The organism is Priestia sp. D51 (genome assembly GCF_053345675.1).
This window is the reverse complement of record NZ_JBLTIR010000006.1, coordinates 176,610-201,049: the sequence shown is the minus strand read 5'-3', so window position 1 is coordinate 201,049 and position 24,440 is coordinate 176,610. Positions and strand designations below refer to the sequence as shown.

Genomic DNA, 24,440 nt, shown 5'->3' with positions numbered 1-24,440 from the left:
AAGACTAATATCTGAAGGCAAGCAAATTTAAAGGCCTGTAGAAAGGTGTTCATACGATGAAAAAGAAATTAGTTTTAATAACAGGAAGCAAGCAAACTAGAATCATTTTGCACGATCAATTAAAAGAGCTGCTAGACGATTGCATTTTTATTGAATGCTTTGCGATTGACGAAGAATTACCGGGTGAAATTGATGGCGATGTTGTACTCTACTCATCAGAGAGTATAAAGCACGAAATGAAGGACAGATTAGACGTTCAGCATGCACATGAAATTGTAGGAAATAGAACAATTCACCATAAACATATAAATGAATTGCTGCAAATCCCTGCCCATACAAAAGTATTAATTGTAAATGATGACGATAAAGAAACCCTTAAATTAATAGAATCTCTCTATCAAGTAGGTATTAATCATGTTCAGTTTATTCCTTTTAAAAAGCAAAAGACCTATTACGAAGGTGTGGAAGTTGCTGTTTCTCCAGGTGAGATTCACTTATGTCCGCCATATGTAAAACATGTAATTGATATAGGCGTTAGGCTTTTTGATATGGCGACCATTTTTGAACTTATAAAATCATTTGGTTTTAATCAGTCTAATCATTCAATTATTTGGGATCGCTATTTACGAAATATTATTGAGCTGCAAAAAAAGCTAATAGAAGCAGAAGGGCAAATGAAAGAACTTCACCTCCATGTAAAGAGTGTTGTAAATGTAGTAGAAGATGGGATCCTAGCTGTGGATTTCAATAAAAGAATTACGTTATTTAATAAAAGGTTAGAATCATTGTTTCAGCTATCTTCTTCTGATGTTGTAGATTGTGAAATTCAACATGTCATTTCTAACGAAGGCCTTGTGGAGTTTATTACATCGTCCGACGAGAAAAGTCAGTACTTTAACGTAAACGGATACGAAATGGTTATCTATAAGTCTATGATTCAGGAAAGCAATACTACGGTAGCAACGTTTAAAAGTGTGAATCAAGCTGTTGAAATAGAAGGAAAAGCGCAGTCAGAACTTAGAAAAAACGGCTTTTCTGCTAAGTATAATTATCAAGATATTATCGGAGAACACCCAGCTTTGCTTAAAACGATTGAAATTTCCCGGAAAATGGCGGTTACTGAGTACCCTATTTTAATTCAAGGAGAAACCGGTACAGGAAAAGAGCTGTTTGCTCAGGCTATCCATAATCATTCTACACGTAAAAACGGACCGTTTCTTGCCGTGAATTGCAGTGCCATGACCGATACATTGCTAGAAAGTGAGCTGTTTGGGTATGAAGAAGCCAGTTTTACAGGAGCCCAAAAAGGCGGCAAAAAAGGGCTGTTTGAGAGCGCTGATAAAGGTACGATCTTCCTGGATGAAATTGGTGATATCAGCCCGCGTTTACAAACTCAGCTTTTAAGAGTGCTTCAAGAAAAAGAAATTAGACGGGTAGGAGGGACAAGAGTCATTCCGATCAATGTAAGAATAATAGCAGCCACTCACAACAATTTACTACATAAAATGAAAGAAGGGTTGTTTCGAGAAGATTTATACTATCGTTTACACGTATTATCTTTAACGATTCCTCCTTTAAGGTATAGAAGAACCGATATTCCTTTACTGATTCATCATTTTATTTCTAAATCAAAAACGTGGACGCATATCCATCCAGAAGCGATGAATCTGCTTATCGAATATGAATGGCTAGGAAACATAAGAGAATTAAAAGGAGTCATCGAGTATTTGCTTACTGTCTGTGATGAAAACGAAGTGAAAGCAAAAGACGTAGAGTATAGGCTTAGTAGTCAAAAGGAGGAGCATACTTTACATGAAATTGAAAATGAATCGGTTGACTTGATCGAACTTCAAGAAAATCACGCTCTGTTAGAAACGATAAAGCAGTGTAATGATACAGGAAAAGCAGCAAGCAGAAAGTGGATTACACAGCATTTAAAAGGCTTTACTCTTACAGAACAGCAGGTGAGAAATCGTTTGGATGTACTAGAAGAAAAAGAGTATATTATAAAACGCAGAGGCAGAGCAGGAACGAAAATAACAGAAAAAGGACTGCATTATCTATATCATTTAAAAACAAAACAGCACTTAGTCAATCCTTAATATACGGAAGAAAGGGAAACTTCACTAATCAAGTTTCCCTTTTCTATAAAATAGTGTCGTCATAGACTTGGCGTTTACGGCTGATTTCCTCCGTATACTTTTCCTGTAGAGGAAGTAATAACACCGCCATTTACGTTTAAAGTATAAGCTAACCCTCCAGAACCCGTCCAAGTGGAAAGATTAAAAGTGCTGCCATTAAATAGTTTATAGATAGAAATATTATTAAACGTCAGCGGCTGACCGCTTATACAAGTAGTAGGCGCCTTATTCGTTTTAGCTAGATAAACAGCTGCGTTTGTAGAGCCTGGCTGTGTTACTACTTTAGCTGAACCATCTTTTTCTACTAGAAGCGCTGACTGTTCATTAACAGCAATTCCTTTGGCGCTTGTTCCAGTTTCTTCTCCGTCTTGAATATTACGTGCAAGAAATGTTAAAAAGCGTCCCATTCTATCTCGTTGTTCAAAATGAGTGTCTGTTTGAATGTTATTATTATGCGGGGTTTGAATCAAATAATCTGTAAAAGAAATAAGAGAACTATAGGGATTGTTTAGCGCTGTTTTCGAATCTAAAGTTGTAGAGCCTGCTGAGATAGAGTCATAAACGTGATCACCTTGAATCATGGTGCCGGCACTCGTTCCTCCAAAAGGAATGCCTTGATTAATACGATTATTTAAGGCTGTAAGAGCTGGCGATCCTTTTAAGAAATCTACGTAATCAGCTTGATTGCCTCCAGCAAAAAAGATGCCTTCTGCTTTGTTAATTTTGTCAATTAAAGAAGAGTCTGAACCTGCTCTTATTAAATCATCAACAACAATTGTGCTAACAGAGTTAAGGGGCTTACCTATGCTTTTGGCAAGGTCATAGATATATGAATTATAGGCGTCAGTACCCGTCGCTCTTATAACCAAGAAATCTCCGCCGTTTGCCTTTTGAATCATCCATTTGAATGCTTCATCTACATCGGTGCTTCCGCCCATATAGACTTGTCCGAAGCTTGTACTAGTCGCTTTGTCTGCAGTACTTCCGACTTGATAAAGTGTGTAAGGTGCAGATGCAGCAGAAGCTGAAATGGGCAGTAAAAGAGATGCTGCGAGAACAGCACCAGTAATGACCTGTTTTTTAATACTTTTCTTACGTTTAACTTTTTTCATAAAGTTCTCCTCCTTTAGTAAGTGTTCATAGATGAACATGCAAGTTTTATACCAACTTATTAAACAGCTGAAAAGCTGTGAAAAAAGAGGTCTTTTGAAAAAAACACGGGTGATATAGGTTCTTGATGGGTTCTTATTGAATTGCTTTATAACCAAAAATGACAAGAAGAACTCTAACTTTGATGCCTAATAGTGAAAGGGAAATAGTAAAGGATATATTTTAAAAGTCCATCCTCATTGAAAAATAACCTTTAAAAACTTAAAATTATAATAGAAAGGAAAAACAAGGATAAAAAGAAGAGCTGTTCGCAATAGCGACTTATTTATTAAACAGACCTTCATTCTATCAATGTCTTCATCTCTTAACCGTTTTCCACCAGCATTTCTACGCAGAAAAATTATACATGAGAGGATCTGTCAAAATGAACAAACAGGAAAGTAGCTACAGATGGGTTGTTTTTGGAACCGCTTTATTAGCGTATTATTTGATTGTCAGTCAACGAACAGCCCCTGGACTTATTACAGAACAGTTAATGAAAGATTTTCACGTTTCAGCGTCTGTTATAGGATTAATGACTAGTATACAATTTTTAGCATATGCAGGTCTTCAGATTCCTATTGGTTTACTTTCTGACCGATACGGTCCCAATCGATTTTTGATTATAGGGTCGCTTTTAACGGGGATAGGAAGTCTTATCTACAGCACATCTCCCAACGAGTATGTGTTAATTTTCTCTCGTTTACTAGTCGGTACGGGAGACTCCATGATTTTTGTCAATTTAGTGTTAATTTTAAGTCAGTGGTTTAAGGGAAATGAGTTTGTAAAGCTTTTAGGTTTAATTGGGCTGGTAGGAAGTGTGGGGTCATTATCAGCTACCGTGCCTTTATCTATGTGGATTTCCTTTTCAGGCTGGAGAGTTCCTTTTCTTAGTATAGGTCTAGTTTTAATCGCGGTATCTTATTTGCTTTATGTCGTTTTAGTTATAAAACCTAAACGATTATTTGTAGATGATGCTAAAGCAAATAAAGCCTCTGTTAAGACTCAAGAAAGCGTATGGGCGATCCTAAAAAGGGTAATGACGACTCGTCAAGCATGGGCAACATTTCTTTGTCATTTTGGTGTAGTAGGTACATATATAGGTTTTATTGGCTCTTGGGGAGTTCCTTATGGCATGAATGTGTTTCATTTATCTCGCGCTGATGCAAGTCAGCTTATTATGTATGGTTTGTTTGGCGCTATGATTGGCGGACCTTTAATTAGCTGGATATCAAGCTTAAACTCCATTAAAAAAATCTATTCACTCGTCCATCTTATTGTGGTGCTTAGCTGGACAGGATTATTATTAACGGGAGTGAAACCTTCATTCATGCTAGTCGTTATTTTACTTTTTATCATCGGATTTGGAAACGGCGCAAGCGCTTTGACATTTGCCGTAGTACGTCAATCTTTTTCAGTAAAAGAAGTAGGAGTTGTATCAGGTTTTGCTAATATGGGAGGCTTTTTAAGCGCCGTATTATTACCTAGTATTTTCGGAAATGTCCTTGATTTATTCCCTGAACGCTCGCTGCACGTGGGCTATCATTATGCTTTTATGATTCCCATTTTGTTTTCAATGATGGGGTTGTTAGGTGTCTTACTAATTAAAGAAAAAGGAAAAAAGGAGCAGAAGGTGCTGCATGCTTCTTAATTCACAATGACTGTCGCATTTACAGTGCAGAAAAATTCGTATATTTATTATAAGGTTCATTTTTATACTTTCAAGCAGCCAGAAGATAATCGCTTTTATAAGTGGTTATCTTTTTTAGTCTACCCCATTTCTTCAGAGTCATATAAAGCTATACTTCTAAAAACAATAGTATAAATGAGCATTCTACTCCAAATAGATTTTACTCATATCAATAATACAAAAATTTTTATAAGACAGCACGCTATTAGAATTTACTACTTAAATAAAGAGCCACATCGCGAATGGCTTTATCAGTTTCACTTTCTATTAACTCTCTGTCCTTTGTATACGAATATAGAGTATCGCCGTGAAGAAGGTGGTCTGATAAATTCAACAAGCCCACAGCGCGCTTGTTGAATTTATGGGCAATCGCTAAAGTGGTAGCTGTCTCCATATCCACGCCGAGAAAATCTGCAAGTGACCATTCTTTTACCATATTATGCGTCTCCATAAGCATGGCACCCATACTGACCACATGTCCTTTAATATAGCTGTAGCCTTTTTGTTCACAATATCTGCAGGCGGCTTCCACTAGCTCTTTGTCAGCTTCTACAAGCGTTTGGTCTGGTAAATACCAGTGCGATACGCCGTCTTGCATTTGTGCTGCAGATACAATTAAAATATCTCCATATTGTATAGTGGAAGATAAGCCTCCAAAATATCCCGTTTGAATAAATAAGTCGGTTCCGCTGCCGGCAAATTGATGTACGATGTTTGATGCCATTGGACTGCCGTACACATTCGCAAACCCTATATTTCTGTTTTTGAACTTACCTATCACCGTGTTCCATTTAGGCATATGAACATTGGTAGATAAAATCTCTTTCCATAAGCTTAGATTATCTTGGAATCCCCACTCACCATGAATAATAAATGCATTAGGCAGCTCTTTTTCTGATAGCTTTAATACGTTTAGCCAATCTTCTTTTTCAAAATCTCCGTACAGTTTCATATCGTTCTCCTTACTTTTTACATTTAGACTAGTTGGAGAAGAATTCTTCATTTCTATCTTTTATTCCTTTAATTTTTAAAACGAACAAATACAAAATAAATGACGGTTCTGATTTAGAAATGAAGAATTGCGTGCTTTTTTGCTTGTTTTTCGACAAATATTTATGACTAAAAAAGGAATTCACTAATAATAAAAGAACTTTTTTACTAACCATTATTTAAATTAGATAAAGCTGTGAGAAAAGATCCGTCCAGTTAATGAATGGATAAGAGGAGGGAATTACAGATGTCACATCATTTTCCTGTCATTAAAACAAAAAGACTTGTACTAAGGGAAATTGTAGCAGAAGACGCAAGCAATATTTTAAAATACCTATCCGATAAAGAAGTAATGAAGCACTACGGTTTAGAGCCTTTTACAGCGGTTGAAGATGCTTTAAATGAGATTTCATGGTATAAATCAATCTTAAACAAAAGATCTGGAATAAGATGGGGCATTACTCTTAAAGAACAAGACGACATTATTGGCAGCTGCGGGTTTCTTAATCGAGTTCATGACCATTACCGTACGGAAATTGGTTATGAATTAGCCAGAGACTACTGGGGAAATGGAATTGCTAATGAGGCATTCGGCGCGGTCATAAAATATGGGTTTACACATTTTAATTTGCGGAGAATCGAAGCTTTGATAGAGCCTGCTAATGCTGCTTCACAAAAATTAATAAAAAAGCACGGTTTTATAAAAGAAGGCCTATTAAGGAGCTATGAATTTACGTGTGGAAAATTTGATGATTTGTACATGTACTCTTTATTAAAACAAGATTTTGACAGGCTTCAACCACATGAAGAGAATATCTAGACATAGTTATTAAAAATACGAATAGCACAATGACAGATAAGGGGAAAATGTATGGCCCATTTTAATGTTGATATTGTTCACTATCATCCACAATTTGCTGAGGCAACGGTAAAAATGTGGAGAGATAGTAAAGAAAAAGCGATTGGACAAAAGGAAATGCACAGTTTTGACCGTCATGTTTATTTTTTAGATCATATATTGTCAGCACACTATAAAGTTGAATTAGCGTTAATAGATAAACAAATAGTAGGAATGGTTGCTTATAAGGCTGACGAAATTAGCCAGCTGTACATTCATATAGATTATCAAGGGAGAGGAATCGGACAGCGATTGCTTGAAAGAGCCAAAGCAGAATCAAATGGAAAATTAATATTACGTACATTTGAACGAAATAAAAACGCCCAAAGGTTTTACGAGAAACACGGCTTCAGTATTATAAAAAGAGGATGTGAAAACGAAGAAAAATTACCTGATATTACATATGAATGGACAAACAAATGAATCATACGTAATTTTAATAAAGGAGCGGTTAGTGTGAATACGTTAGCACATGAAACATAACAACGCTGTCTGTATGTTCGTGGTCCGCCTTTTACTAGTTTAGGATAGATGATTAATGCTAGCTATAAAAGGAGGAGTTTAATATGATAAAGGACAAACATTTTTTAAACGCTGTAAACAATACACATGTTGATTTTACTGGATGGGATTTTTCTATTATTACTCGTACTGGTCGTATGGATAGCGGCATGCTTTCGTGGTCATATGGAAGTGAAGCTTGCCACCTTATTCAAAATTCTAATGTCGCTTTAGATATGGGAACAGGAGGAGGAGAATTTTTATCTTTGTTACAACCTTTTCCTCGCGTTATGTATGCTACCGAAGGATACAAACCTAACGTTCCAATTGCTAAAAAACGATTAGAGCCACTTGGTGTCACAGTTGTTGAACGAAATGAAGACGCAAATTTACCGTTTAAAGATGATACATTTGATTTAATTTTGAACCAACATGAATCTTTTTGTGCTTCGGAAGTAAGAAGGATTTTGTCCAAGGAAGGCACGTTTTTCACTCAGCAAGTGGGAGGGTTAGACTGTTCGCGAATCAATGAGTGTATAGGGGTTCCACTAAATAAAGAGTTTTCTAATTGGAATTTAAAGAAAGCAATAGAAGAGCTCCAACAAAATTCTTTTAACATCATCTTTTGCAAAGAAGAATTTCCTGTGCAGAGATTTTATGATATCGGGGCGCTAGTTTTTTATCTAAAAGCAATTCCTTGGCAAGTTCCTAATTTTGATGTAGAAACATATATCAAAGGGTTGTATAACATACATGGAATTATACAGTCTAAAGGTTTCTTTGATGCAAAACAACATCGTTTTATTATTAAAGCTGAGGCAAAATAAATAGTGTAAACTAATCACATATAAAAATCGGATCTCTAACTGGAGATCCGATTTTTGTATGTGAATGATGATTTTACATAAACGTTCTATTTCAGTTATGTAATGGAGCGTTTATGATCTTTAGTATGATTTTGTGATATACGAGAGTTTGTTAAAATGCAGTCTACTGCTTTTTGAGTAATGGGCATAAAGAAATTAAGCAGCACGCCGCCTAAACACACGGTTAATAACGTTCCAACACCAATTGGTCCGTTTAAAAATATTGCGGCTAGTAAGAATGTGAGGTAAATAAATGTTCTTGAAAGAAATAAATTGGTTTTAGCTAGTTTTTGTATGATTAATGTTAAGCGATCAATTGGAATAGGTGCAAAATTTGTATGTAAATAGGCTGAGGTTCCTACTCCTATAATGATTAAACCGATTCCGAAACAACATACTTTGCTGTACCAACTTTCGAACGTAATCCAATTCTTTAAGAAAAAAAGCCATATATCGATACCAAGACCTGTTATGAATGCCGTTAACAGTCCCAGTATTTCTGGCTTTTGTTTGCTTAAAAGAGAATTACCACAAATTAAAATACAGGCAAGTATAATCTCCCAGCTTCCAACGCTAAAACCTACGTTTAGTGACAGTCCAACCAACAGTGCATCAAAAGGTGAAGCTCCTATGTTAGATTGTATCGTCAAAGCAATTCCAAGAGTTAATAGTAAAATTCCTCCTGTATAAACTACATACTTCACTGTCATCATCCTTTTTGTTATTTTTCGTTGCAAATGCAACTATTTTGAGATACATTAAATGTAGATTATTTTTATTGTATTTGCAACAAAAATATGTATAAAGGAGATATTTTATGAGTGAAATTCTGCGTGAAATTGGCATGATAGCAAGAGCATTGGATTCAATTAGTAATATAGAATTTAAAGAATATGACCTGACAAAAGGGCAGTATTTGTATTTAGTGCGAATATGTGAAAATCCAGGAATCATTCAGGAAAAGTTAGCTGAAATGATAAAAGTAGATCGCACAACAGCGGCTCGGGCTATAAAAAAGCTTGAAATGAATGGTTTTATTGAAAAGAAAGATGATCTCCATAATAAAAAAAATAAAAACCTTTTTCCTACTGAAAAAGGGAAGAACGTATACCCGTTTATAAAAAGAGAAAATGATTATTCGGATAAAGTGGCATTAGAAGGTTTTACCCGGGAAGAAGCAGATACCATTCTTAAGCTAGTTCAAAGAGTAAGAAAAAATATCGAAACAGACTGGGAGTTTGTCAAAAAAGGAAACAAGAGAAATTATTGATGATATAAAGGAGAGGCGCATGTCAGTGATGATGCATATAAAAAAGTGTATTCTTGAAGATGTATATGATCTTCAAGACGTTAGCTATAAAACGTTTTATGAGACATTTAAAGATCAGAATTCACAAGAAAATATGACAGCTTATTTAGAAAAAGCATTTACAATCGAACAGCTAGAAAAAGAACTATCCAATACGTTCTCGCAATTCTTTTTTATGTATGTTAATCATGAAATTGCAGGTTATTTAAAGGTTAATATGAATGACGCTCAGTCTGAAGAGATGGGGGAAGAAGCGCTTGAAATTGAAAGAATTTATATAGGTAACAGCTTTCAAAAACAAGGACTTGGTAAACATTTATTTAATAAAGCAGTAGAGATAGCAACGACATTTAATAAAAAGAAAATTTGGTTAGGCGTATGGGAAAAAAATAAAAATGCGATTGCTTTTTACAAGAAACAGGGATTTGTTCAAATTGGATCTCACTCATTTTATATGGGAGACGAAGAACAAATAGATCTCATCATGGTTAAAACACTTTTTTTATAGTTTTAAAAAATAAGGATTATTCACTAATTTAACTGGTAGAGGATAATCCTTATTGCATACAGAGATTTTATGCTTTTTTTCAAAGCAGATGCTTTTAGGGGAAGTAGTAAGCAAACTAATATGGTTGCTGTGCCAACACATAGGAGAATGAAATTAATGTCACATACTTACCAAAATGTTGGCTTCTTTCATTTTGGAAATTACATTTTTACTTTAATTCTATTTGAAACAACACAAACTAATTAGACATATATCGAATTAGAAGGCTTAAAAAATGAACGTTTTTATGTCCACTTTAATAAATAACGGGCCACATCTCTTTCGGATTTAACTCGTATTCTCCATTTTGCCTATACATAAAATGCTGCATAATTAACTCTCTGCGAATCGTTGCATAATCTTCATGATATTTTTTAATATGTTCATTTAATTCTTTTTCTGGATACGTTTTTCCGTGCTGTAAATCACGTATTAAATAGGCTAATATTACGTTCTTTTTCTTTCTTTGACTTGGAATAATTTTTAAAGTACCGTCACTATTTATAAAGTTTTTAACAATAGATAATTTGTCTTTATCCTGTAAATGATTGTCTTGATTTTCCATCGAATCCTCTCCAATACTTAAAATAGCCTTCGAGTTATATTCAAGTCTTTCAAGGTCTAGATAAAAATAAATAATGTTTCCTTGTCTTCTTTGATAAACAATTCCTACATCTCTTAGCTTTGAAATATGATGAGTAATAGTTGAAGGTTGCAACCCCAGCTTATAAGCAATTGCTTGCCCGTGAAGAGGCCCTTTTTTTAATAGTGAAATAATTCTAATCCTGGTAGGATCACCAACGGCTTTATGATAATTAACCAACTTATCTAATTGCATAGCTTAATACCTTCTCTCTTTAATTCGATATACATCTAATTTGATATTAATCGAATTGGATGTACATGTCAAAAAAATATTTAAAGTGAAGACTTGTCACACTGCATATAAAAAATCGGCTCCGTCTAATCTTTAAAGTGTAAAAAAGATCCTGCTTCTCTATATAATTCAACTATTATTTTCACCTGTTCTTTTTATTAGTAAGAAAAAGTTACCATGTTTTCATCAAATAATACGGGGGAACATATTCAAAAAGATAAATGAATTATTAATGATACATGTATGTAAATAATAAATGAAAAAGGAATGAGTAAATCATGGCAGGAAATTCAAAAGTTTTAATGGTTGTTACAAATGGACATACGATGGAGAATGGAGAGCTTGCTGGAATTTGGCTTACAGAATTCTCTGAAGCATATTTAGAATTTAAAAAAGAAGGATACGAAGTAGTCCTAGCAAGTCCAAAAGGCGGAAAATCGCCTGTGGATCCTAACAGCTTAACAGATGATGTAACGGACGAAGACAAAGAAGCAGGAAAATTTTTAGAGAATACAAAATCATTAGCTGATATAAGTTCACAAGAATTTGCAGGTATGTTTGTACCCGGAGGGCACGGAACAATGTTTGACTTTCCAGACGATACGCACTTACATCGTTTGCTAACAGAATTTGCTGAAGACGACAAGCTGATTGCAGCAGTATGCCACGGACCTGCAGCTCTTGTAGGCGGAAAGCTAAAAAACGGTGAGCCGATTGTAAAGGGTAAACGTATTACAGCGTTTACGGATGCAGAAGAGAAAGATACAACGTTAGATAAATACATGCCGTTTCTTCTTGAAACAAAACTTCGTGAGCTAGGCGCCGAGTTTATTGCAAAAGATAATTGGAGCGATCATATTGAAGTAGACGGAAAGCTTTTAACCGGGCAAAATCCACAGTCTACAATCAGCCTCGCAAAAGAATTTGTGCGTGCTTTAAACGCGTAAAAGTATGTATGACCTTAATGGGGATGTCTCATGAGTGTTTGAGACATCCCCATTTCTTTAGGGTGAAATAAAATGAGAGTTAACGAAAACAAAAAGGGCGGCTATCTAAATAGCTGCCCTTTTATTTATTAGAAGATTTATTTCTGAAAATGTATGTAGTAATTCCTGTCACAATGATAACAGCCACAATACAAATGATTAGACGAACAATCTGTGTCACAAAAATATTATCTGCAATACTCATGTGTTTCGTTAGAATTAACGTTCCATAAGCAGCTAAAACAGATAAAAACATATTGACGATTCGTTGAGCCATGTTGTCGTTACTCCTTTCGTTCCACTACTTTACACTTTAACATATGTATTCACTGTAAAAAATATCGAATTACAAGTATGTCAGAAAATCAGCACTCTCGTAAAAGATTCCACACGTAAGGAAGTAGCTGGTATCATATTAGTTATGACGACTAAACGCAGTTCAGAGAAGGAAATGAGCTTTCTTTAATCGAATTTAACATGCTTGTATTCTTTTTTAGATAGGTGGGAAAAGCTTGTTTGATAAATTGAAAAAGCTATTTATGGATAAACAGGGTCAGGAAGCAGATGACAAATACATTTTAGTCCCGGAGAGTGAAATAAATGAGAATTTAAAAAGAGAGATAGTGAAGTTGGAAGAAGTAGGAGAGGGATACAGCGAAAGTCTTCAGCACAAATATAGAAATAAGTTTGAACATGATGGTAAGCAGAACTTAAAAATATGGGTGTGTCGAGATATTGATGGCGACCAACTACCAAATCTAAGTTCGGAGCAGTGTCTAGAAAAAGAATATCGTTCCCAAGTTGCGATAAACTTTGATGGATTTACAGATGAAGAAGATGCATACGTTCATTACCTTCAATTATGGTATTACTTTGGTGGGTATTTCAAAGGGGCAGGTGCTTTGTATGATTTGTCAAAAAATCATTTAGAAACAGATATTGAAGAAAAGTTAGAAGAATTACTGAAACAGCTATAACCTTTTAGCATAGAGATTATGTGTTAGCAGACAGGGTGAAGGAAGATGAGGGGGCGTCCAGAGTTAGAAATAGAAAGGGGAAAAGTTTATAAAACGAAAAAAAATCCTAACGGAACATTTATAGCGCGAATTATTCAAGTACCTAAGGAAGAAAATATGTTAGATTTCATGTTGGAAATCAAACACTTAAGGAAAAAGGAACTTACTTATAAAAATCTATTAGTAACAACTGAAAACTGATATGATTCTTTTCGTCTTGCTAGAGGAAATCTGAAATGGGTATCTTTGCATACAGTAGCTGTGTGGGACTGGTTGGGACATAAATTAGTTGAGGTAGCAGCCCCAACCGGTAAGGAAAATTATCGTATTTCAGATGACCACTGCTCAGCTTACCGAGAAAAGCAATAATGACGATATAGTAAGGAGAAAACGAATGAAAAAGCATTGCTGCGATTATATGAATTATCATGTGAACTTTACGTGTGATATTCATAGTGATCCATTTGAGTGTCCAGATAATCTTATCTTATTTGATAAAACGAACAAGGAATACGGTTTAATTATCCATGATGGTGGCTCATCCACTATTGGGATTTCATTTTGTCCATGGTGTGGTGCGGAGCTATGAACTAAGAAATGAAGAGGTATCTTTTGTTTAAGAGATCCTCTTCACTCTTGGAATGGGGGATTATACTTGATCTTACGTTATCTAGCTATGTTATCAGGATTGGGAATAGCTTTATTAAACCTTTTTGACCCTTTACATCAAGGGATTACGCGCTGGTTAATGGTTATCTGTGGCTTGTTGATTTTTATTAGCCATTTAAAATTCATTGTAGATAAGAAGTCAAAAAGAATAGATAATCAAAATAAGACCTGCTAATAAGATTTTCTTTTGATTTAGTCCTGTTGATAAACGGTGTTATGTAAACGAAAAACTTACTGAATATGTAGTAGAGAAATAAACGAGAGAATTATATGTTATAATAATCATAAATATCCAAATAAAGGAACTTCTTGTTATTATGAATCGTAAATTTAATTCTCTATTTATCATCTATCCTATCGTTTTCTTTGTAGTGCGTACTGTTTTTTCTTTTGTGAAAAATAGCGCTGCGGAATCTGTTTATGAGACGTTAGCTATACTTGCCATGTATTACTTTGCAGTTAGTGTTTTCTATTCGATTGACTTATATATGCAAAAGAAAAATAGTTAATAGATTAAAAATGCCGAGAGTCAGAGTAAAAACAAACGATATAAAGGAGTCTAACAGTGCGCATTAAGAATTATTTTTTGTTTATCTTTCCACTCATTTTACTATTAGTAGCTAGCTGTGATCCATCTTTTACGCCTAAAGAAAAATACTATTCAAGCACCAAAAGCACAAACCTTGAATTAGAAAATGTTAAATCAGTATCAATAGGCAGTTCTAAATATGACGTAGCAAGTTTTTTGAAGAAGAAACCAAAATTTATAGAGGTTACGGAGAAACCGCCGTATACTACCTACATTTACGGAGAAAGTACAGAAAAGTATGATGTTGAATTTAAAATTGTAGATAATAAAGTCAGTAGGTATGACTTTATTAGCAGCAAGTATGGTACGGAAAAGGGCATACATACTGGTGACAGCAAAAAAGATGTCATTATGGCATATGGAGAAAATTATTACGAAAGAGAAGATACCGGAGCAACAATAATAGGGTATTTTGATAAAACTCATAAACTCAATATTGAGTTTTCTTTAGATGATAAGGATAAAGTTGGCGGCATTTTGGTTCAAAAAATAAATAATTAAGATGAGTAATAATCATTTATTTGCAAAATGAACTATATTGACTAGTAAATTTCAAATAATAGTAATAGAGGAGAATATACTGATGCTTGGGGAAACATTTACATTATTAAGGCCTATTTATTACCTGATCGCAGTTTTTTCAGCATGCAATTTGGTGTATATAATTTTCTTGAGAAATAAAGTCAAAGCAAGTAGTTATGTAATCGTCAATTCTTTTTTCTTTTTAATAATTGCAGCAGCCTTATTGTTTCAAGAAGGCATCATTGTAGATGAATTTAATCGTTCAGGTGATTCTGTAACCTTTTATTTAACGATGTTATTGGGCTTTTTGTTTATAGCTAGTTTCATTTTTCAAAGAAAGAAAATGAGAGATAAAAATTGAAGTAAATAAATATAATCATGTTTGCTGTAACTTTCAATATTTGCTTTTTTATGTAAATTGAGTGTCAGGGCGACCAATCTACAACAAATAAAGGGAAAGGATTTTTCTATTGAGCAACTTTATTAAAGTAGTACCGTCAACTTTTATACTTCTCTACATAGTATTCTTCTTTTTAAATATTTCGTATCGTTACGGTGTTTCTTATTTATATAGCTTTTTTCTTTTTTTGTTTTTGTCGTTAATATCTGTAGTTTTATGTTTAGTAATATGGTTTAAGAATAAGGAACGTCTTTTTCTATTTTTGACCGTCGTTTCAATCCTCCAACTTATGTTTACTGTTTTTATTTATCTTTTACCAGAAGCAGGAACCAAACCATTGATCTATGAAAAAGTAATTATAAAAGAAGAGGTTTTAAATAAATAAGCTTACACAAAAAAACTTCAAGAATGTGTATCTAGTATAAGGCTATTAAAGAGATCCCCTTAAATAAAGAGGATCTCTTTGATGTAGGTGTTTGTAATAGTAATTATATTAACTAGAGCTGTATACTTTTTCATTAAAAAGCGTTGTTTCATACTTATTAAAAAAAGAAATGTGTACAGTTAGTTGAGGAAAAGAGATCTGTCACTATAGGTTTCTTTCTTCGTTTCTAAAAAACCATTAATTTATATTTTAACCATAATATGTTATAATTTTTTTAAAAATGGTGGTGTGACAATGAGCGAAGATAAAGAAACACCTGAAAGAAGAAGAGAGAGAGTAAAACACGAAGAGGTAAAAAGAAATCCAGCTGGGAATATGAACGATGCATTTAATAGAAATGAAGCTGGAAACTTGTCTGGTTTAGCAGGTAGCTTAGGCTGGAAGGGCCTAGGTATACTTATTACTGTAATGATTATAGGTTTTATCGTTGCGTCACTATTTTTAAAATAATATCAGGTTTATAAATTGAAAATACTGGAGGCGTTATTTTGAAAAACTATGCAGTGTTTATTGGTAGTTTTATAGTGTTGCTATTTGCTTTTCAAATTGTTTCTGGTCTATTTCTTACACTTACATATGTACCTGAGACTTCACAGCACTTGAGTAGCTCAACGGTCAGTATTTTTTCTGTTAATTATCCATTTTTAAGTTCGATTATAGCGGCCACTTTTTCATTTATTATTTCAAACAAAGTATGTAAAGTTAAGAAGAGTGCCTATAAATAAGTAGGTGCTCTTTTTGTGCTGAGAATAGTGATTACTATTTTTAATAAATTACATCTTCCTTTTTATGGTATTGTATATAGATACGTATTAAATACTGTTGAAAGAGGGAGATACTTAATGTTGCAATCACTAATCTTTGATATGGATGGAACGCTGTTTCAAACAGATAAAATTTTAGAATTATCACTTGATGATACCTTTAACCATTTGCGTACACTTAACCAGTGGGATACTAGTACTCCTATTGATAAGTATCGTGAAATCATGGGTGTACCGTTACCCAAAGTATGGGAAGCTTTATTACCTACTCATTCAGATGAAATAAGAAAGTATACGGATGGCTATTTTTTGAAAAGCTTAGTTGAGAATATAAAAAAAGGCAAAGGCGCTTTATACCCCAATGTAAAAGAGGTTTTTAGCTATTTAAAAGAAAATAATTGCTCCATTTACATAGCAAGTAACGGTTTGAAGGAATATTTAGAAGCGATTGTAGACCATTACGATTTGGATAAGTGGGTAACAGAAACATTTAGTATTCAACAAATCCAAACGCTCGATAAAGGAGATTTAGTCAAAACGATTATAAAGAAATACGATGTAAAGCACGCAGCAGTAGTGGGAGACCGTCTATCGGATATCAATGCTGCAAAGGATAATGGTTTAATGGCAGTGGGGTGCAATTTTGATTTTGCTCAAGCAGCTGAGCTTGCGCAGGCTGATGTGATAATAGATGATTTAATGGAGTTAAAAAGGATTGTATCTAACATAAATAGTAGCTTGTCAGTCTAATAGACTGATCCTCGTACATAACCATTATAGATGGTTAATGTCTCAATTATAGACCTAAATCTACTGAAGTTGAAACATAAGTAATGAGCGGTTCCCCTGTAATTTAAAATGTTTACATAATCTTTTCTTGTCATTAATAAATGGTTTACAATACTGAGCTATGCTTAGGTTGAGATTTCCAAAATAGTTTTATAAGAAGGGAGAGTTTGGATTATGACTTCACATATGATTCGTAAATCTGATAGCGCTCACTTATATATTAGAGGATATAAGATAAAATTGTCACTCAGCCAGTGGAAGCTTGTAAGCACTCAGAGATAATGGTTAACCCAGCTGTAAAAGAGGAAAACCTCCATCTTAATTTAGATGGGGTTTTTTGCATTTCTTTTAGTAACTTTTTAATTGGTTAACTATTTAGACTTTATAATAAAAAAGACTAATAAAAGTTAAAAAATGTAATAAAAAAGAGGAATATTATTTAAGTGAAATTAAAATAAAGCACAACTAAATATGTATTTTTTAAATATTTTACCATTTTTTATTGACCATAAAAATTTAAAAGAATTAAAATAAATATAAAGTAAGTAATTACTTACATTTTTAAAATTAGTTTGTGGGAGGATGAATATTTTTAATGTATAGCTTAAGTTTTCAAAAGGTGGACGAGGCGAATGAACGAGTTGGAGCAAAAGCTTTAAACCTTATAAAAATGAAAAGAAAAAATTTACCGATTCCAGATGGGTTTGTTATTCAAACGGAAGCTTTAAAGCGATATATCGAATGGAACGGGATTGATCGTCAAACGGATAATATACACGAGAGAATTTTACACGGGGAAATTCCTATTGAAATTGAATCAGATCTCATAGAGGCATTTCGAAACCTAAAGTGCTCTTATACATCGGTAGCTGTTCGTTCATCATCTAGTGCTGAAGATTTAGAAGGTGCATCTTTTGCTGGCCAGTATGAAACCTATCTTAATGTGAAAAGCACCGAGGATTTTTTGAGTAAAGTGAAAGCGTGCTGGGCCTCATTTTTTACTGAAAGAGTCGAACAATATACTCAAAATATGTATGCTAATTTTGATGAAATTTCAATAGCAGTTGTTGTTCAAGGGTTAATTCAGTCCGAAGTATCGGGAGTGATATTCAGTCAAAATCCTGTCAATCATAATACAAAAGAAATGATGATTAATGCCAGCTATGGATTAGGAGAAGCCATTGTATCGGGCTTAGTAACACCTGATGTTTACCTAGTTAATAAACAAACTTTTAAAATAGAGAAAGAAAAAGGGCTAAAGGAAGTAAAGATAATTCCACTTGCTGAAGGCGTTGAAGAAATCGAAACAACGGAAGATGAGCAGCAAAGGTTTTGTTTAACAGACGAGAAAATCATTGAATTGGCCGAAATAACAAAAGAAGTAGAAGCTCTTTACCAACATCCCGTAGACGTAGAGTTTGGGGTTCAAGACAATCAAGTATATCTATTACAGGCAAGAGCTATTACCACATTAACAGAGGCCAAAGAATTAACTCCTTTCCAAAAAGATATATCTTTAAGTTTCGACGATATGGAAGAGTTTTGGATTTTAAATGACACAAGTTTTTCTCATGCTGTTAGTCCTCTGTACGCTTCATTTATTATTCCGGCATTTTCTGAAGGAACAGCTGCTAGTTTTAAAAAATTAAAGTTTATGTTTAATAGACTTAATTTAAAACTTTATAAAGGTCATATCTATACAAAAATGGAGCCTTTTAAAGGAGATTCTAATAAAAGATTCCAAGAAAATAAAGAATTGATGGAAAGTATTTATCCAATCCTAACAAAACGAATGAATCAAATGATTACGGAACAATTCTTGCCTTACTATAACAAATTAAATAGTTTTACCTATGAAAGTCTAACCCTTCAGAGAGGAAAAGAGATTCTTCAAAGTTTAGCTGATTTTTATAAAACGGCATATGATCTGCATTTTGATATTGTTATGCCTCAAATGTCTTTAAATACTATAGTTGAAGAGTACTATAAAAACCTTACAAATAAAAAATCCGGACATGATGTTTATGAGCTATTGACCGGAAAAATGAACAAATCGTTGGAAACAGATCAACAGCTTTCTAGACTTGCTTTAACAGTGAAAAGAGATAGTGAACTTACTGAAATTTTTCAAGAAGAATGCACAGAAACTTTATTAAAGAAATTAGAGGGAAATAAAGCAGCAAAAAGCTTTATGGCTGAAGTAGATACTTTTCTAAAACAGTATGGATATCGAAACGTTGTAAGTCATGATTTTGTAGGAGAAACTTGGCTAGAGAATCCTCTTCACGCATTATCGATTATTCAAGGATATGTTAATAACAATTACAACTTTGATGAGAATTTCAAACAGACGGTCAAGAAACGTGAACAGAACTATAATGAATTCCTGGAACAGATAGCGGATAGCAAACACAAAGAAGAGTTTAAAAAATACTATCAGTGGGCATTAAATGCATCCGTTATAAGAGATGACCATCATTTTTATATCGATGCAATGCTGGATGCAAAAGCTCGTTTGTTCCTACTTAACCTAGGTAATTTACTAGTACATCATCACGTTTTTCTAGTGGAAGAAGATATTTTCTTCTTATATCTTGATGAGCTAGAGTCTCTTTTAGAAAATCCAGCAGACATGACAAAATTAATCGAGAAACGGAAAAAAGAACACGCAGAACATGAGCAAACGTCTAATTTACCTAGATACTTCGGCGTCCCTGAAGCAGCTCAGCTGAAAGAAGCTGAGAAATATATGGGAGCTATTGAGGAAGATGACGCGAACAGCGAACATTCTATCAAAGGATTAGCCTCTTCTTCAGGAATCTATACCGGAAAAGTAAAAGTTATTTCAAACACAAAGGAATTTTACAAGTTAGAAAAAGGGGACGTTTTAGTATGTAAGACCACTACTCCACTTTGGACTACTTTATTTCAAACTGCGGGGGCTGTTATCACCGACGCTGGAGGTATTCTTTCTCACTCGGCAATAATTGCACGTGAATATGAAATTCCTGCAGTAGTTGGTACGAAAATAAGTACGGATAAGCTAAAAGATGGCGATATGGTTATGGTCGATGGTACGAATGGAATTGTCACGCTTTTAAATGACTAAGTGATTCTCTTCGCTTCTATTTGACAACAGCTCTTTTTCCTTTATATACTGCCTAATGGAAAGTAAATACTTACATTCAGGAAGCATAAAGGATGATTAACATGAAAAAAGATGGAACAAAAAAGAAGATAACAAAAGCTACAATAGAACTGCTTAAAGAAAAAGGCTATAAAGGTACTACCACTAAAGAAATTGCAGAACAAGCTGGCGTTAATGAATTGACGGTTTTTCGCCACTTTGGCAATAAAGAAGGCATTATTCAAGCTATTGTCAAAACAACAAGCTTTTCACTTGAGATTTTTGATAAATCAATTGAATGGGAGCTTGAAAAAGATTTGACGAATTTCGGTTACCTGTTACTAAAAGACTTTGATAATAACCGAGACATGATTTCAATTGCTTTAAAAGACCCTTTAATTTTCTCACAGGCGCACGAGGAAATTATAAAAAAAATTAATGATACGAAAAAAATATTAAAAGAATACTTTGAAGAAATGCAAAGGAAAGGATCTATCAAAGAATTAGATTGCTGCACACAAGCAGAGATTTTCCTAAGTACGTATTGGGGATATTTTATGTATAAACTAAATTTTGGAGACAAAGCCTTACATGCGGATTATCAAGATATGATAAAAAACAGTATAAACACGTTTATAAAGGGAATTTCTCTCCACTAAAAGGAGGCATTAATGTTTGGGTAAACATAAAGAGCTTATCTTGATTATTTCATTGCTAATTGGGACATTTCTTGTACCAATTAATTCAACCATGATTGCCGTTGCTCTATCAACTATATCAGCTCATTTTAATGAACCACTTGCAAATATTTCGTGGGTAGTAACTATTTATTTGATTGTAATGGCTGTTACTCAGCCTATCGCTGGAAAGCTAGGAGATTTGTACGGAAACAGAAATATCTATTTATGGGGCGTAGTGTTCTTTCTTATAGCATCTTTAGGATGTATATTTTCAACTAATCTCATTTCCCTTATTATTTTTCGATCACTGCAGGCAGTAGGAGGAGCTTTACTCACCCCTAACACGATAGCCATCATTAGATATGTAGTGCCAAAAGAGCGGCTTCCTAAAATTTTAGGTGTATTTGGAATGGGAATGGGATTGGGTGCTGCAATTGGACCATTGCTAGGGTCTGTATTGCTTGAAAACTTCAACTTGGAAGCTATATTCTGGGTGAATGTGCCTTTTCTTTTCTTAGCTTTAATCAGTGGCATAGTTATGATTCCTAAATCTAATGTAAAAAAACAAGCAAGTACTTTAGATATTCAAGGTTCCATCTATTTAGCCATTAGTATTTCCTTATTGATTTTATTAACACACGGTATGGAAATTACTAAGGCTTTAATAATGGGATTAGTATTTGTTTTATCTTCATTCTTGTTTATCAAAAGAGAAAATACGGCAGAAAACCCGATTATCAATTTTTCTTTGTTTAAAAATGCCACCTTTACAAGCGCTAATTTGTCTATTATGCTTAGCAATTTTGTTATGTATGTGATTTTATTAATTATGCCGCTGTTAATGAAGGCTCAATTTCACTTATCTACAGCACAAACGGGTATTGTTTTATCGGTTTTTTCGATTTCAATGTCTTTAAGCGGCTGGATAGGAGGATTGTTAAACAATAAGTTTAGTTCTAAAAAAGTGATTGGCTTTTCTTTTGCTATGATCATTGTCTCTACTATTCTTTTTCTATCTTTAGAGAACGTTGGATCTATTCTTTTTCTCATAGTGGCTTTAATTATTGGAGGTTTTTCGACCGGAATAGGTTTAACAAGCATGCAGGTTGCCTCGCTAGACTCGGTAAGCAAAGAGCAATCTGGTACAGCCTCTGGCATTTATTCAACGTTTCGTTATTTCGGAAGTATTATTTCGTCCACGCTTATTGCTCTTGTTACAAGCTACAACTCCATCTTCATTATTTTAGGGTTATCGGGGGTAGTAGGTATACTAGTAGCTAAAAACATTAAATCTGGTAGCCAAGACATGATAAGCAGCAATAATTCCAGTGCAAAAGCATAGTTGTTTTTTGATAAAGCTTTTGGTTATATATGCGATTTACTAATTAATCAATAAAAAAAGTACTGCTTCTAAAATAGGAGCAGTACTTTTTTTGCTTAAAAACCTTAGAAAAAACAACACACGAATTTACAAACTGACTTGTTTCAAATAAAAAAATTCTAATAATTCAATCTTGTTATTGACGAACTCGCATTTCAGATGTACACTTAAGTCACAAAGCTACTTAGTATACAAGTTACCTAAGTGTACTAAATTATATGTTAATGGATATATCGTTTAGAAAACAGCAAGTCATAAATTAATGAGGTGACTAAAATGAAAGAAATTAGTATTGAAGAATTAAAAGGAAAAGCCATTCAATTAAGAAAAACAGCTCTTACAATGATTTATGGAGCACAATCTGGCCATCCAGGAGGTTCACTTTCTGCAGCTGATATTATGGTAGCGCTTTATTTCAAAGAAATGAATGTTGATCCGCACAATCCGAACTGGGAAGATCGTGATAGATTTGTTCTTTCTAAAGGTCACGTTTGTCCCATTCAATATTCCGCTTTAGCTTTACGAGGATTCGTTCCCTATGAAACGATATACACGCTAAGAGAATACGGTTCTCCGTTTCAAGGGCATCCAGATATGAAAAAGTGTAAAGGTATTGATATTTCAACAGGCTCACTAGGACAAGGACTTTCGTGTGGCGTAGGCATGGCAATTGCAGGGAAACGAGATTTTAAAGACTACCGAGTTTTTTCTTTAGTAGGAGACGGAGAATGTCAAGAAGGACAAATTTGGGAAGCTGCTCAAACAGCAGTTAAGTACCAATTAGATAATTTAATTGTATTTGTAGATAATAACAGACTTCAAATTGATGGATTTTGTGATGAAATTATGCCATTACAAGATTTAGAGAAAAAATTTGATGCGTTTGGTTTTGAAACAAAGCGAATTAATGGACACTCCATGGAAGAGATTGTAGAAACATTGGATGAAGTAAGAGTAGCGAAGAATGGAAGACCAAAATGTATCATCTGTGACACGGTAAAAGGTAAAGGAGTTTCGTTCATGGAGGATGTAGCTGATTGGCACGGAGTTGCTCCTAATGAAGAACAATATCATCAAGCAATGGAAGAAGTAGCAGGAGGTTTAAGATAATGAGCATACTAGAAAAAGATCTTACAGTAAAAAAAGCTACGAGAGAAGCCTTTGGAGATGAAATCGTAAAATTAGGGAAAGAAAATAAAAATATTTATGTCATTGATGTCGATATTGCAAAGTCGTGTAAAACAGTAAACTTTATCAAACAATTACCCGACCAGCATATTAATGTCGGTATTGCAGAGCAAAATGCAGCTGGGTTAGCAGCTGGACTTGCTACGACTGGTAAAATTCCTTTTGTAAGCACTTACGCGGTTTTTGGTTCGTTAAGAATGCTTGAACAAATTAGACAAGAAGTCTGCTACCCTAACTTAAATGTAAAGATTGCTTGTTCACACGGTGGTCTAACGCCAGCTAACGATGGCGGAAGTCATCAGGCTATAGAAGATATGGGTGTATTAAGATCGGTTCCAAATATGACTGTCATTATGGGAGCTGACTATTATTCTACTAGAAAGCTAGTAGAACAAGCTGCGAAAATATACGGACCTGTATATCTTCGTTTTACTCGCGATACGGTTCCCATGATTTACGATGAAAATGAAGAGTTTACAATTGGAAAAGCCAAGAAAATTAAAGAGGGAAGCGATATCGCTATTATTGCTAACGGCGATACAGTACGACTCGCTTTAGAGGCAACGAAAGAATTAGAGAAACAAGGCATATCTGTGAAATTACTAGACATGCATACGATTAAGCCTTTAGATCGAGAAGCAGTGGTTGACTGCTTAAATATTGGAAAAATCATTACGGTTGAAGATCACAATATTTTAAATGGCCTTGGCAGTGCCGTATGTGAAGTAGTTGCGGAAGAAGGAAAAGGTACAGTTCGAAGAATTGGTGTACAGGATCAATTTGGGCAATCTGCGCCTTATGAAAAACTATTAGAGTTAAATGGAATTACTGTAGAAAATATTATCAAAACAGCTAAAGAACTGATTTAAGACTAACTAAATTAAATAGAAGAAGCTAACAAGATGGGGGAAATATA

The 24,440-nt window shown here is 34.1% G+C and carries 24 protein-coding genes and 1 pseudogene; 20 read left to right on the top strand and 5 right to left on the bottom strand.

What is annotated here, in order from left to right; all coding sequences use genetic code 11:
• Window positions 1–56 precede the first annotated feature (56 nt).
• Complete coding sequence (locus tag ACNHOZ_RS22655; RefSeq protein ID WP_243494407.1) at window positions 57–2,102, top strand: sigma 54-interacting transcriptional regulator; 2,046 nt, start codon at window positions 57–59, stop codon at window positions 2,100–2,102.
• Between the two features lie 74 nt (window positions 2,103–2,176).
• Here the strand turns inward: ACNHOZ_RS22655 and ACNHOZ_RS22650 are convergent, their stop codons facing one another.
• On the bottom strand, window positions 2,177–3,253 hold the full coding sequence (locus ACNHOZ_RS22650) for a cyanophycinase (protein WP_048018586.1): 1,077 nt from the start codon (window positions 3,251–3,253) through the stop codon (window positions 2,177–2,179).
• 422 nt (window positions 3,254–3,675) lie between these two features.
• On the opposite strand from ACNHOZ_RS22650, the gene ACNHOZ_RS22645 reads away from it, so the two are divergent.
• Window positions 3,676–4,941 carry an MFS transporter gene (locus ACNHOZ_RS22645; RefSeq protein WP_048018587.1) on the top strand — a complete coding sequence of 422 codons (1,266 nt, stop codon included), beginning with the start codon at window positions 3,676–3,678 and terminating at the stop codon, window positions 4,939–4,941.
• A 244-nt stretch (window positions 4,942–5,185) separates the two neighbouring features.
• Here the strand turns inward: ACNHOZ_RS22645 and ACNHOZ_RS22640 are convergent, their stop codons facing one another.
• Window positions 5,186–5,932 (bottom strand): phosphorylase family protein, encoded by a 747-nt coding sequence (locus ACNHOZ_RS22640; RefSeq protein WP_048018588.1) that lies wholly within the window; start codon window positions 5,930–5,932, stop codon window positions 5,186–5,188.
• A gap of 285 nt (window positions 5,933–6,217) precedes the next feature.
• On the opposite strand from ACNHOZ_RS22640, the gene ACNHOZ_RS22635 reads away from it, so the two are divergent.
• The 3 genes from ACNHOZ_RS22635 (at window position 6,218) to ACNHOZ_RS22625 (ending at window position 8,196) form a co-directional block, all read left to right on the top strand.
• Window positions 6,218–6,790 (top strand): GNAT family N-acetyltransferase, encoded by a 573-nt coding sequence (locus ACNHOZ_RS22635; protein ID WP_048018589.1) that lies wholly within the window; start codon window positions 6,218–6,220, stop codon window positions 6,788–6,790.
• A gap of 51 nt (window positions 6,791–6,841) precedes the next feature.
• Window positions 6,842–7,291, top strand: coding sequence for a GNAT family N-acetyltransferase (locus ACNHOZ_RS22630; RefSeq protein ID WP_048018590.1), 450 nt, complete (start codon window positions 6,842–6,844; stop codon window positions 7,289–7,291).
• A 143-nt stretch (window positions 7,292–7,434) separates the two neighbouring features.
• Window positions 7,435–8,196 (top strand): class I SAM-dependent methyltransferase, encoded by a 762-nt coding sequence (locus tag ACNHOZ_RS22625; RefSeq protein WP_048018591.1) that lies wholly within the window; start codon window positions 7,435–7,437, stop codon window positions 8,194–8,196.
• Between the two features lie 95 nt (window positions 8,197–8,291).
• Here the strand turns inward: ACNHOZ_RS22625 and ACNHOZ_RS22620 are convergent, their stop codons facing one another.
• On the bottom strand, window positions 8,292–8,939 hold the full coding sequence (locus tag ACNHOZ_RS22620; protein ID WP_048018592.1) for a YczE/YyaS/YitT family protein: 648 nt from the start codon (window positions 8,937–8,939) through the stop codon (window positions 8,292–8,294).
• Window positions 8,940–9,052: 113 nt separating this feature from the next.
• Between ACNHOZ_RS22620 and ACNHOZ_RS22615 the strand changes: the two genes are divergently transcribed.
• Window positions 9,053–9,505 (top strand): MarR family winged helix-turn-helix transcriptional regulator, encoded by a 453-nt coding sequence (locus tag ACNHOZ_RS22615; RefSeq protein WP_048018593.1) that lies wholly within the window; start codon window positions 9,053–9,055, stop codon window positions 9,503–9,505.
• A 19-nt stretch (window positions 9,506–9,524) separates the two neighbouring features.
• Window positions 9,525–10,052, top strand: coding sequence for a GNAT family N-acetyltransferase (locus ACNHOZ_RS22610; RefSeq protein ID WP_048018594.1), 528 nt, complete (start codon window positions 9,525–9,527; stop codon window positions 10,050–10,052).
• Window positions 10,053–10,347: 295 nt separating this feature from the next.
• Here ACNHOZ_RS22610 and ACNHOZ_RS22605 read toward each other — a convergent pair whose 3' ends face one another.
• Window positions 10,348–10,929 carry a DUF2087 domain-containing protein gene (locus ACNHOZ_RS22605; protein WP_028413907.1) on the bottom strand — a complete coding sequence of 194 codons (582 nt, stop codon included), beginning with the start codon at window positions 10,927–10,929 and terminating at the stop codon, window positions 10,348–10,350.
• 317 nt (window positions 10,930–11,246) lie between these two features.
• Between ACNHOZ_RS22605 and ACNHOZ_RS22600 the strand changes: the two genes are divergently transcribed.
• Window positions 11,247–11,915, top strand: coding sequence for a type 1 glutamine amidotransferase domain-containing protein (locus ACNHOZ_RS22600; protein WP_048018595.1), 669 nt, complete (start codon window positions 11,247–11,249; stop codon window positions 11,913–11,915).
• Between the two features lie 121 nt (window positions 11,916–12,036).
• Here the strand turns inward: ACNHOZ_RS22600 and ACNHOZ_RS22595 are convergent, their stop codons facing one another.
• Window positions 12,037–12,231, bottom strand: coding sequence for a hypothetical protein (locus tag ACNHOZ_RS22595; protein ID WP_013056341.1), 195 nt, complete (start codon window positions 12,229–12,231; stop codon window positions 12,037–12,039).
• A 235-nt stretch (window positions 12,232–12,466) separates the two neighbouring features.
• Here ACNHOZ_RS22595 and ACNHOZ_RS22590 point away from each other — a divergent pair, with 235 nt between their 5' ends.
• From ACNHOZ_RS22590 to ACNHOZ_RS22535, 12 genes and pseudogenes are all read left to right on the top strand, one after another.
• The gene (locus tag ACNHOZ_RS22590; protein WP_048018596.1) at window positions 12,467–12,931 is read left to right on the top strand and encodes a hypothetical protein; all 465 of its coding nucleotides are present in this window, start codon (window positions 12,467–12,469) and stop codon (window positions 12,929–12,931) included.
• Window positions 12,932–12,976: 45 nt separating this feature from the next.
• Window positions 12,977–13,339, top strand: a pseudogene (locus tag ACNHOZ_RS22585) (hypothetical protein).
• 25 nt (window positions 13,340–13,364) lie between these two features.
• A complete protein-coding gene (locus ACNHOZ_RS22580; protein WP_033578543.1) occupies window positions 13,365–13,559 on the top strand; it encodes a DUF6980 family protein in 195 nt (64 codons plus the stop codon).
• A 645-nt stretch (window positions 13,560–14,204) separates the two neighbouring features.
• A complete protein-coding gene (locus ACNHOZ_RS22575; RefSeq protein ID WP_048018598.1) occupies window positions 14,205–14,729 on the top strand; it encodes a hypothetical protein in 525 nt (174 codons plus the stop codon).
• 82 nt (window positions 14,730–14,811) lie between these two features.
• Window positions 14,812–15,111, top strand: coding sequence for a hypothetical protein (locus ACNHOZ_RS22570; protein WP_048018599.1), 300 nt, complete (start codon window positions 14,812–14,814; stop codon window positions 15,109–15,111).
• A 718-nt stretch (window positions 15,112–15,829) separates the two neighbouring features.
• Window positions 15,830–16,045, top strand: coding sequence for a DUF6366 family protein (locus tag ACNHOZ_RS22565; protein WP_048018600.1), 216 nt, complete (start codon window positions 15,830–15,832; stop codon window positions 16,043–16,045).
• Window positions 16,046–16,437: 392 nt separating this feature from the next.
• Window positions 16,438–17,109 (top strand): HAD hydrolase-like protein, encoded by a 672-nt coding sequence (locus tag ACNHOZ_RS22560; protein ID WP_048018601.1) that lies wholly within the window; start codon window positions 16,438–16,440, stop codon window positions 17,107–17,109.
• A 634-nt stretch (window positions 17,110–17,743) separates the two neighbouring features.
• The gene (locus ACNHOZ_RS22555) at window positions 17,744–20,257 is read left to right on the top strand and encodes a PEP/pyruvate-binding domain-containing protein (RefSeq protein WP_048018602.1); all 2,514 of its coding nucleotides are present in this window, start codon (window positions 17,744–17,746) and stop codon (window positions 20,255–20,257) included.
• Between the two features lie 92 nt (window positions 20,258–20,349).
• Entirely contained in the window at window positions 20,350–20,934 is a 585-nt protein-coding gene (locus tag ACNHOZ_RS22550) for a TetR/AcrR family transcriptional regulator (RefSeq protein WP_048018603.1), read from the top strand.
• Between the two features lie 16 nt (window positions 20,935–20,950).
• Window positions 20,951–22,297 carry an MFS transporter gene (locus ACNHOZ_RS22545; RefSeq protein WP_048018604.1) on the top strand — a complete coding sequence of 449 codons (1,347 nt, stop codon included), beginning with the start codon at window positions 20,951–20,953 and terminating at the stop codon, window positions 22,295–22,297.
• A 297-nt stretch (window positions 22,298–22,594) separates the two neighbouring features.
• On the top strand, window positions 22,595–23,446 hold the full coding sequence (locus tag ACNHOZ_RS22540; RefSeq protein ID WP_048018605.1) for a transketolase: 852 nt from the start codon (window positions 22,595–22,597) through the stop codon (window positions 23,444–23,446).
• On the top strand, window positions 23,446–24,393 hold the full coding sequence (locus ACNHOZ_RS22535; RefSeq protein ID WP_048018606.1) for a transketolase family protein: 948 nt from the start codon (window positions 23,446–23,448) through the stop codon (window positions 24,391–24,393). Before ACNHOZ_RS22540 ends, ACNHOZ_RS22535 begins: the two co-directional genes overlap by 1 nt.
• Window positions 24,394–24,440: the final 47 nt, after the last annotated feature.

Coding starts and splice junctions, on each gene's coding strand:
- ACNHOZ_RS22655 (WP_243494407.1), top strand. CDS start 57: ATGAAAAAGAAATTAGTTTTAATAACAGGAAGCAAGCAAACTAGAATC.
- ACNHOZ_RS22650 (WP_048018586.1), bottom strand. CDS start 3,253: ATGAAAAAAGTTAAACGTAAGAAAAGTATTAAAAAACAGGTCATTACT.
- ACNHOZ_RS22645 (WP_048018587.1), top strand. CDS start 3,676: ATGAACAAACAGGAAAGTAGCTACAGATGGGTTGTTTTTGGAACCGCT.
- ACNHOZ_RS22640 (WP_048018588.1), bottom strand. CDS start 5,932: ATGAAACTGTACGGAGATTTTGAAAAAGAAGATTGGCTAAACGTATTA.
- ACNHOZ_RS22635 (WP_048018589.1), top strand. CDS start 6,218: ATGTCACATCATTTTCCTGTCATTAAAACAAAAAGACTTGTACTAAGG.
- ACNHOZ_RS22630 (WP_048018590.1), top strand. CDS start 6,842: ATGGCCCATTTTAATGTTGATATTGTTCACTATCATCCACAATTTGCT.
- ACNHOZ_RS22625 (WP_048018591.1), top strand. CDS start 7,435: ATGATAAAGGACAAACATTTTTTAAACGCTGTAAACAATACACATGTT.
- ACNHOZ_RS22615 (WP_048018593.1), top strand. CDS start 9,053: ATGAGTGAAATTCTGCGTGAAATTGGCATGATAGCAAGAGCATTGGAT.
- ACNHOZ_RS22610 (WP_048018594.1), top strand. CDS start 9,525: ATGTCAGTGATGATGCATATAAAAAAGTGTATTCTTGAAGATGTATAT.
- ACNHOZ_RS22605 (WP_028413907.1), bottom strand. CDS start 10,929: ATGCAATTAGATAAGTTGGTTAATTATCATAAAGCCGTTGGTGATCCT.
- ACNHOZ_RS22600 (WP_048018595.1), top strand. CDS start 11,247: ATGGCAGGAAATTCAAAAGTTTTAATGGTTGTTACAAATGGACATACG.
- ACNHOZ_RS22595 (WP_013056341.1), bottom strand. CDS start 12,231: ATGGCTCAACGAATCGTCAATATGTTTTTATCTGTTTTAGCTGCTTAT.
- ACNHOZ_RS22580 (WP_033578543.1), top strand. CDS start 13,365: ATGAAAAAGCATTGCTGCGATTATATGAATTATCATGTGAACTTTACG.
- ACNHOZ_RS22570 (WP_048018599.1), top strand. CDS start 14,812: ATGCTTGGGGAAACATTTACATTATTAAGGCCTATTTATTACCTGATC.
- ACNHOZ_RS22565 (WP_048018600.1), top strand. CDS start 15,830: ATGAGCGAAGATAAAGAAACACCTGAAAGAAGAAGAGAGAGAGTAAAA.
- ACNHOZ_RS22560 (WP_048018601.1), top strand. CDS start 16,438: ATGTTGCAATCACTAATCTTTGATATGGATGGAACGCTGTTTCAAACA.
- ACNHOZ_RS22555 (WP_048018602.1), top strand. CDS start 17,744: ATGTATAGCTTAAGTTTTCAAAAGGTGGACGAGGCGAATGAACGAGTT.
- ACNHOZ_RS22550 (WP_048018603.1), top strand. CDS start 20,350: ATGATTAACATGAAAAAAGATGGAACAAAAAAGAAGATAACAAAAGCT.
- ACNHOZ_RS22535 (WP_048018606.1), top strand. CDS start 23,446: ATGAGCATACTAGAAAAAGATCTTACAGTAAAAAAAGCTACGAGAGAA.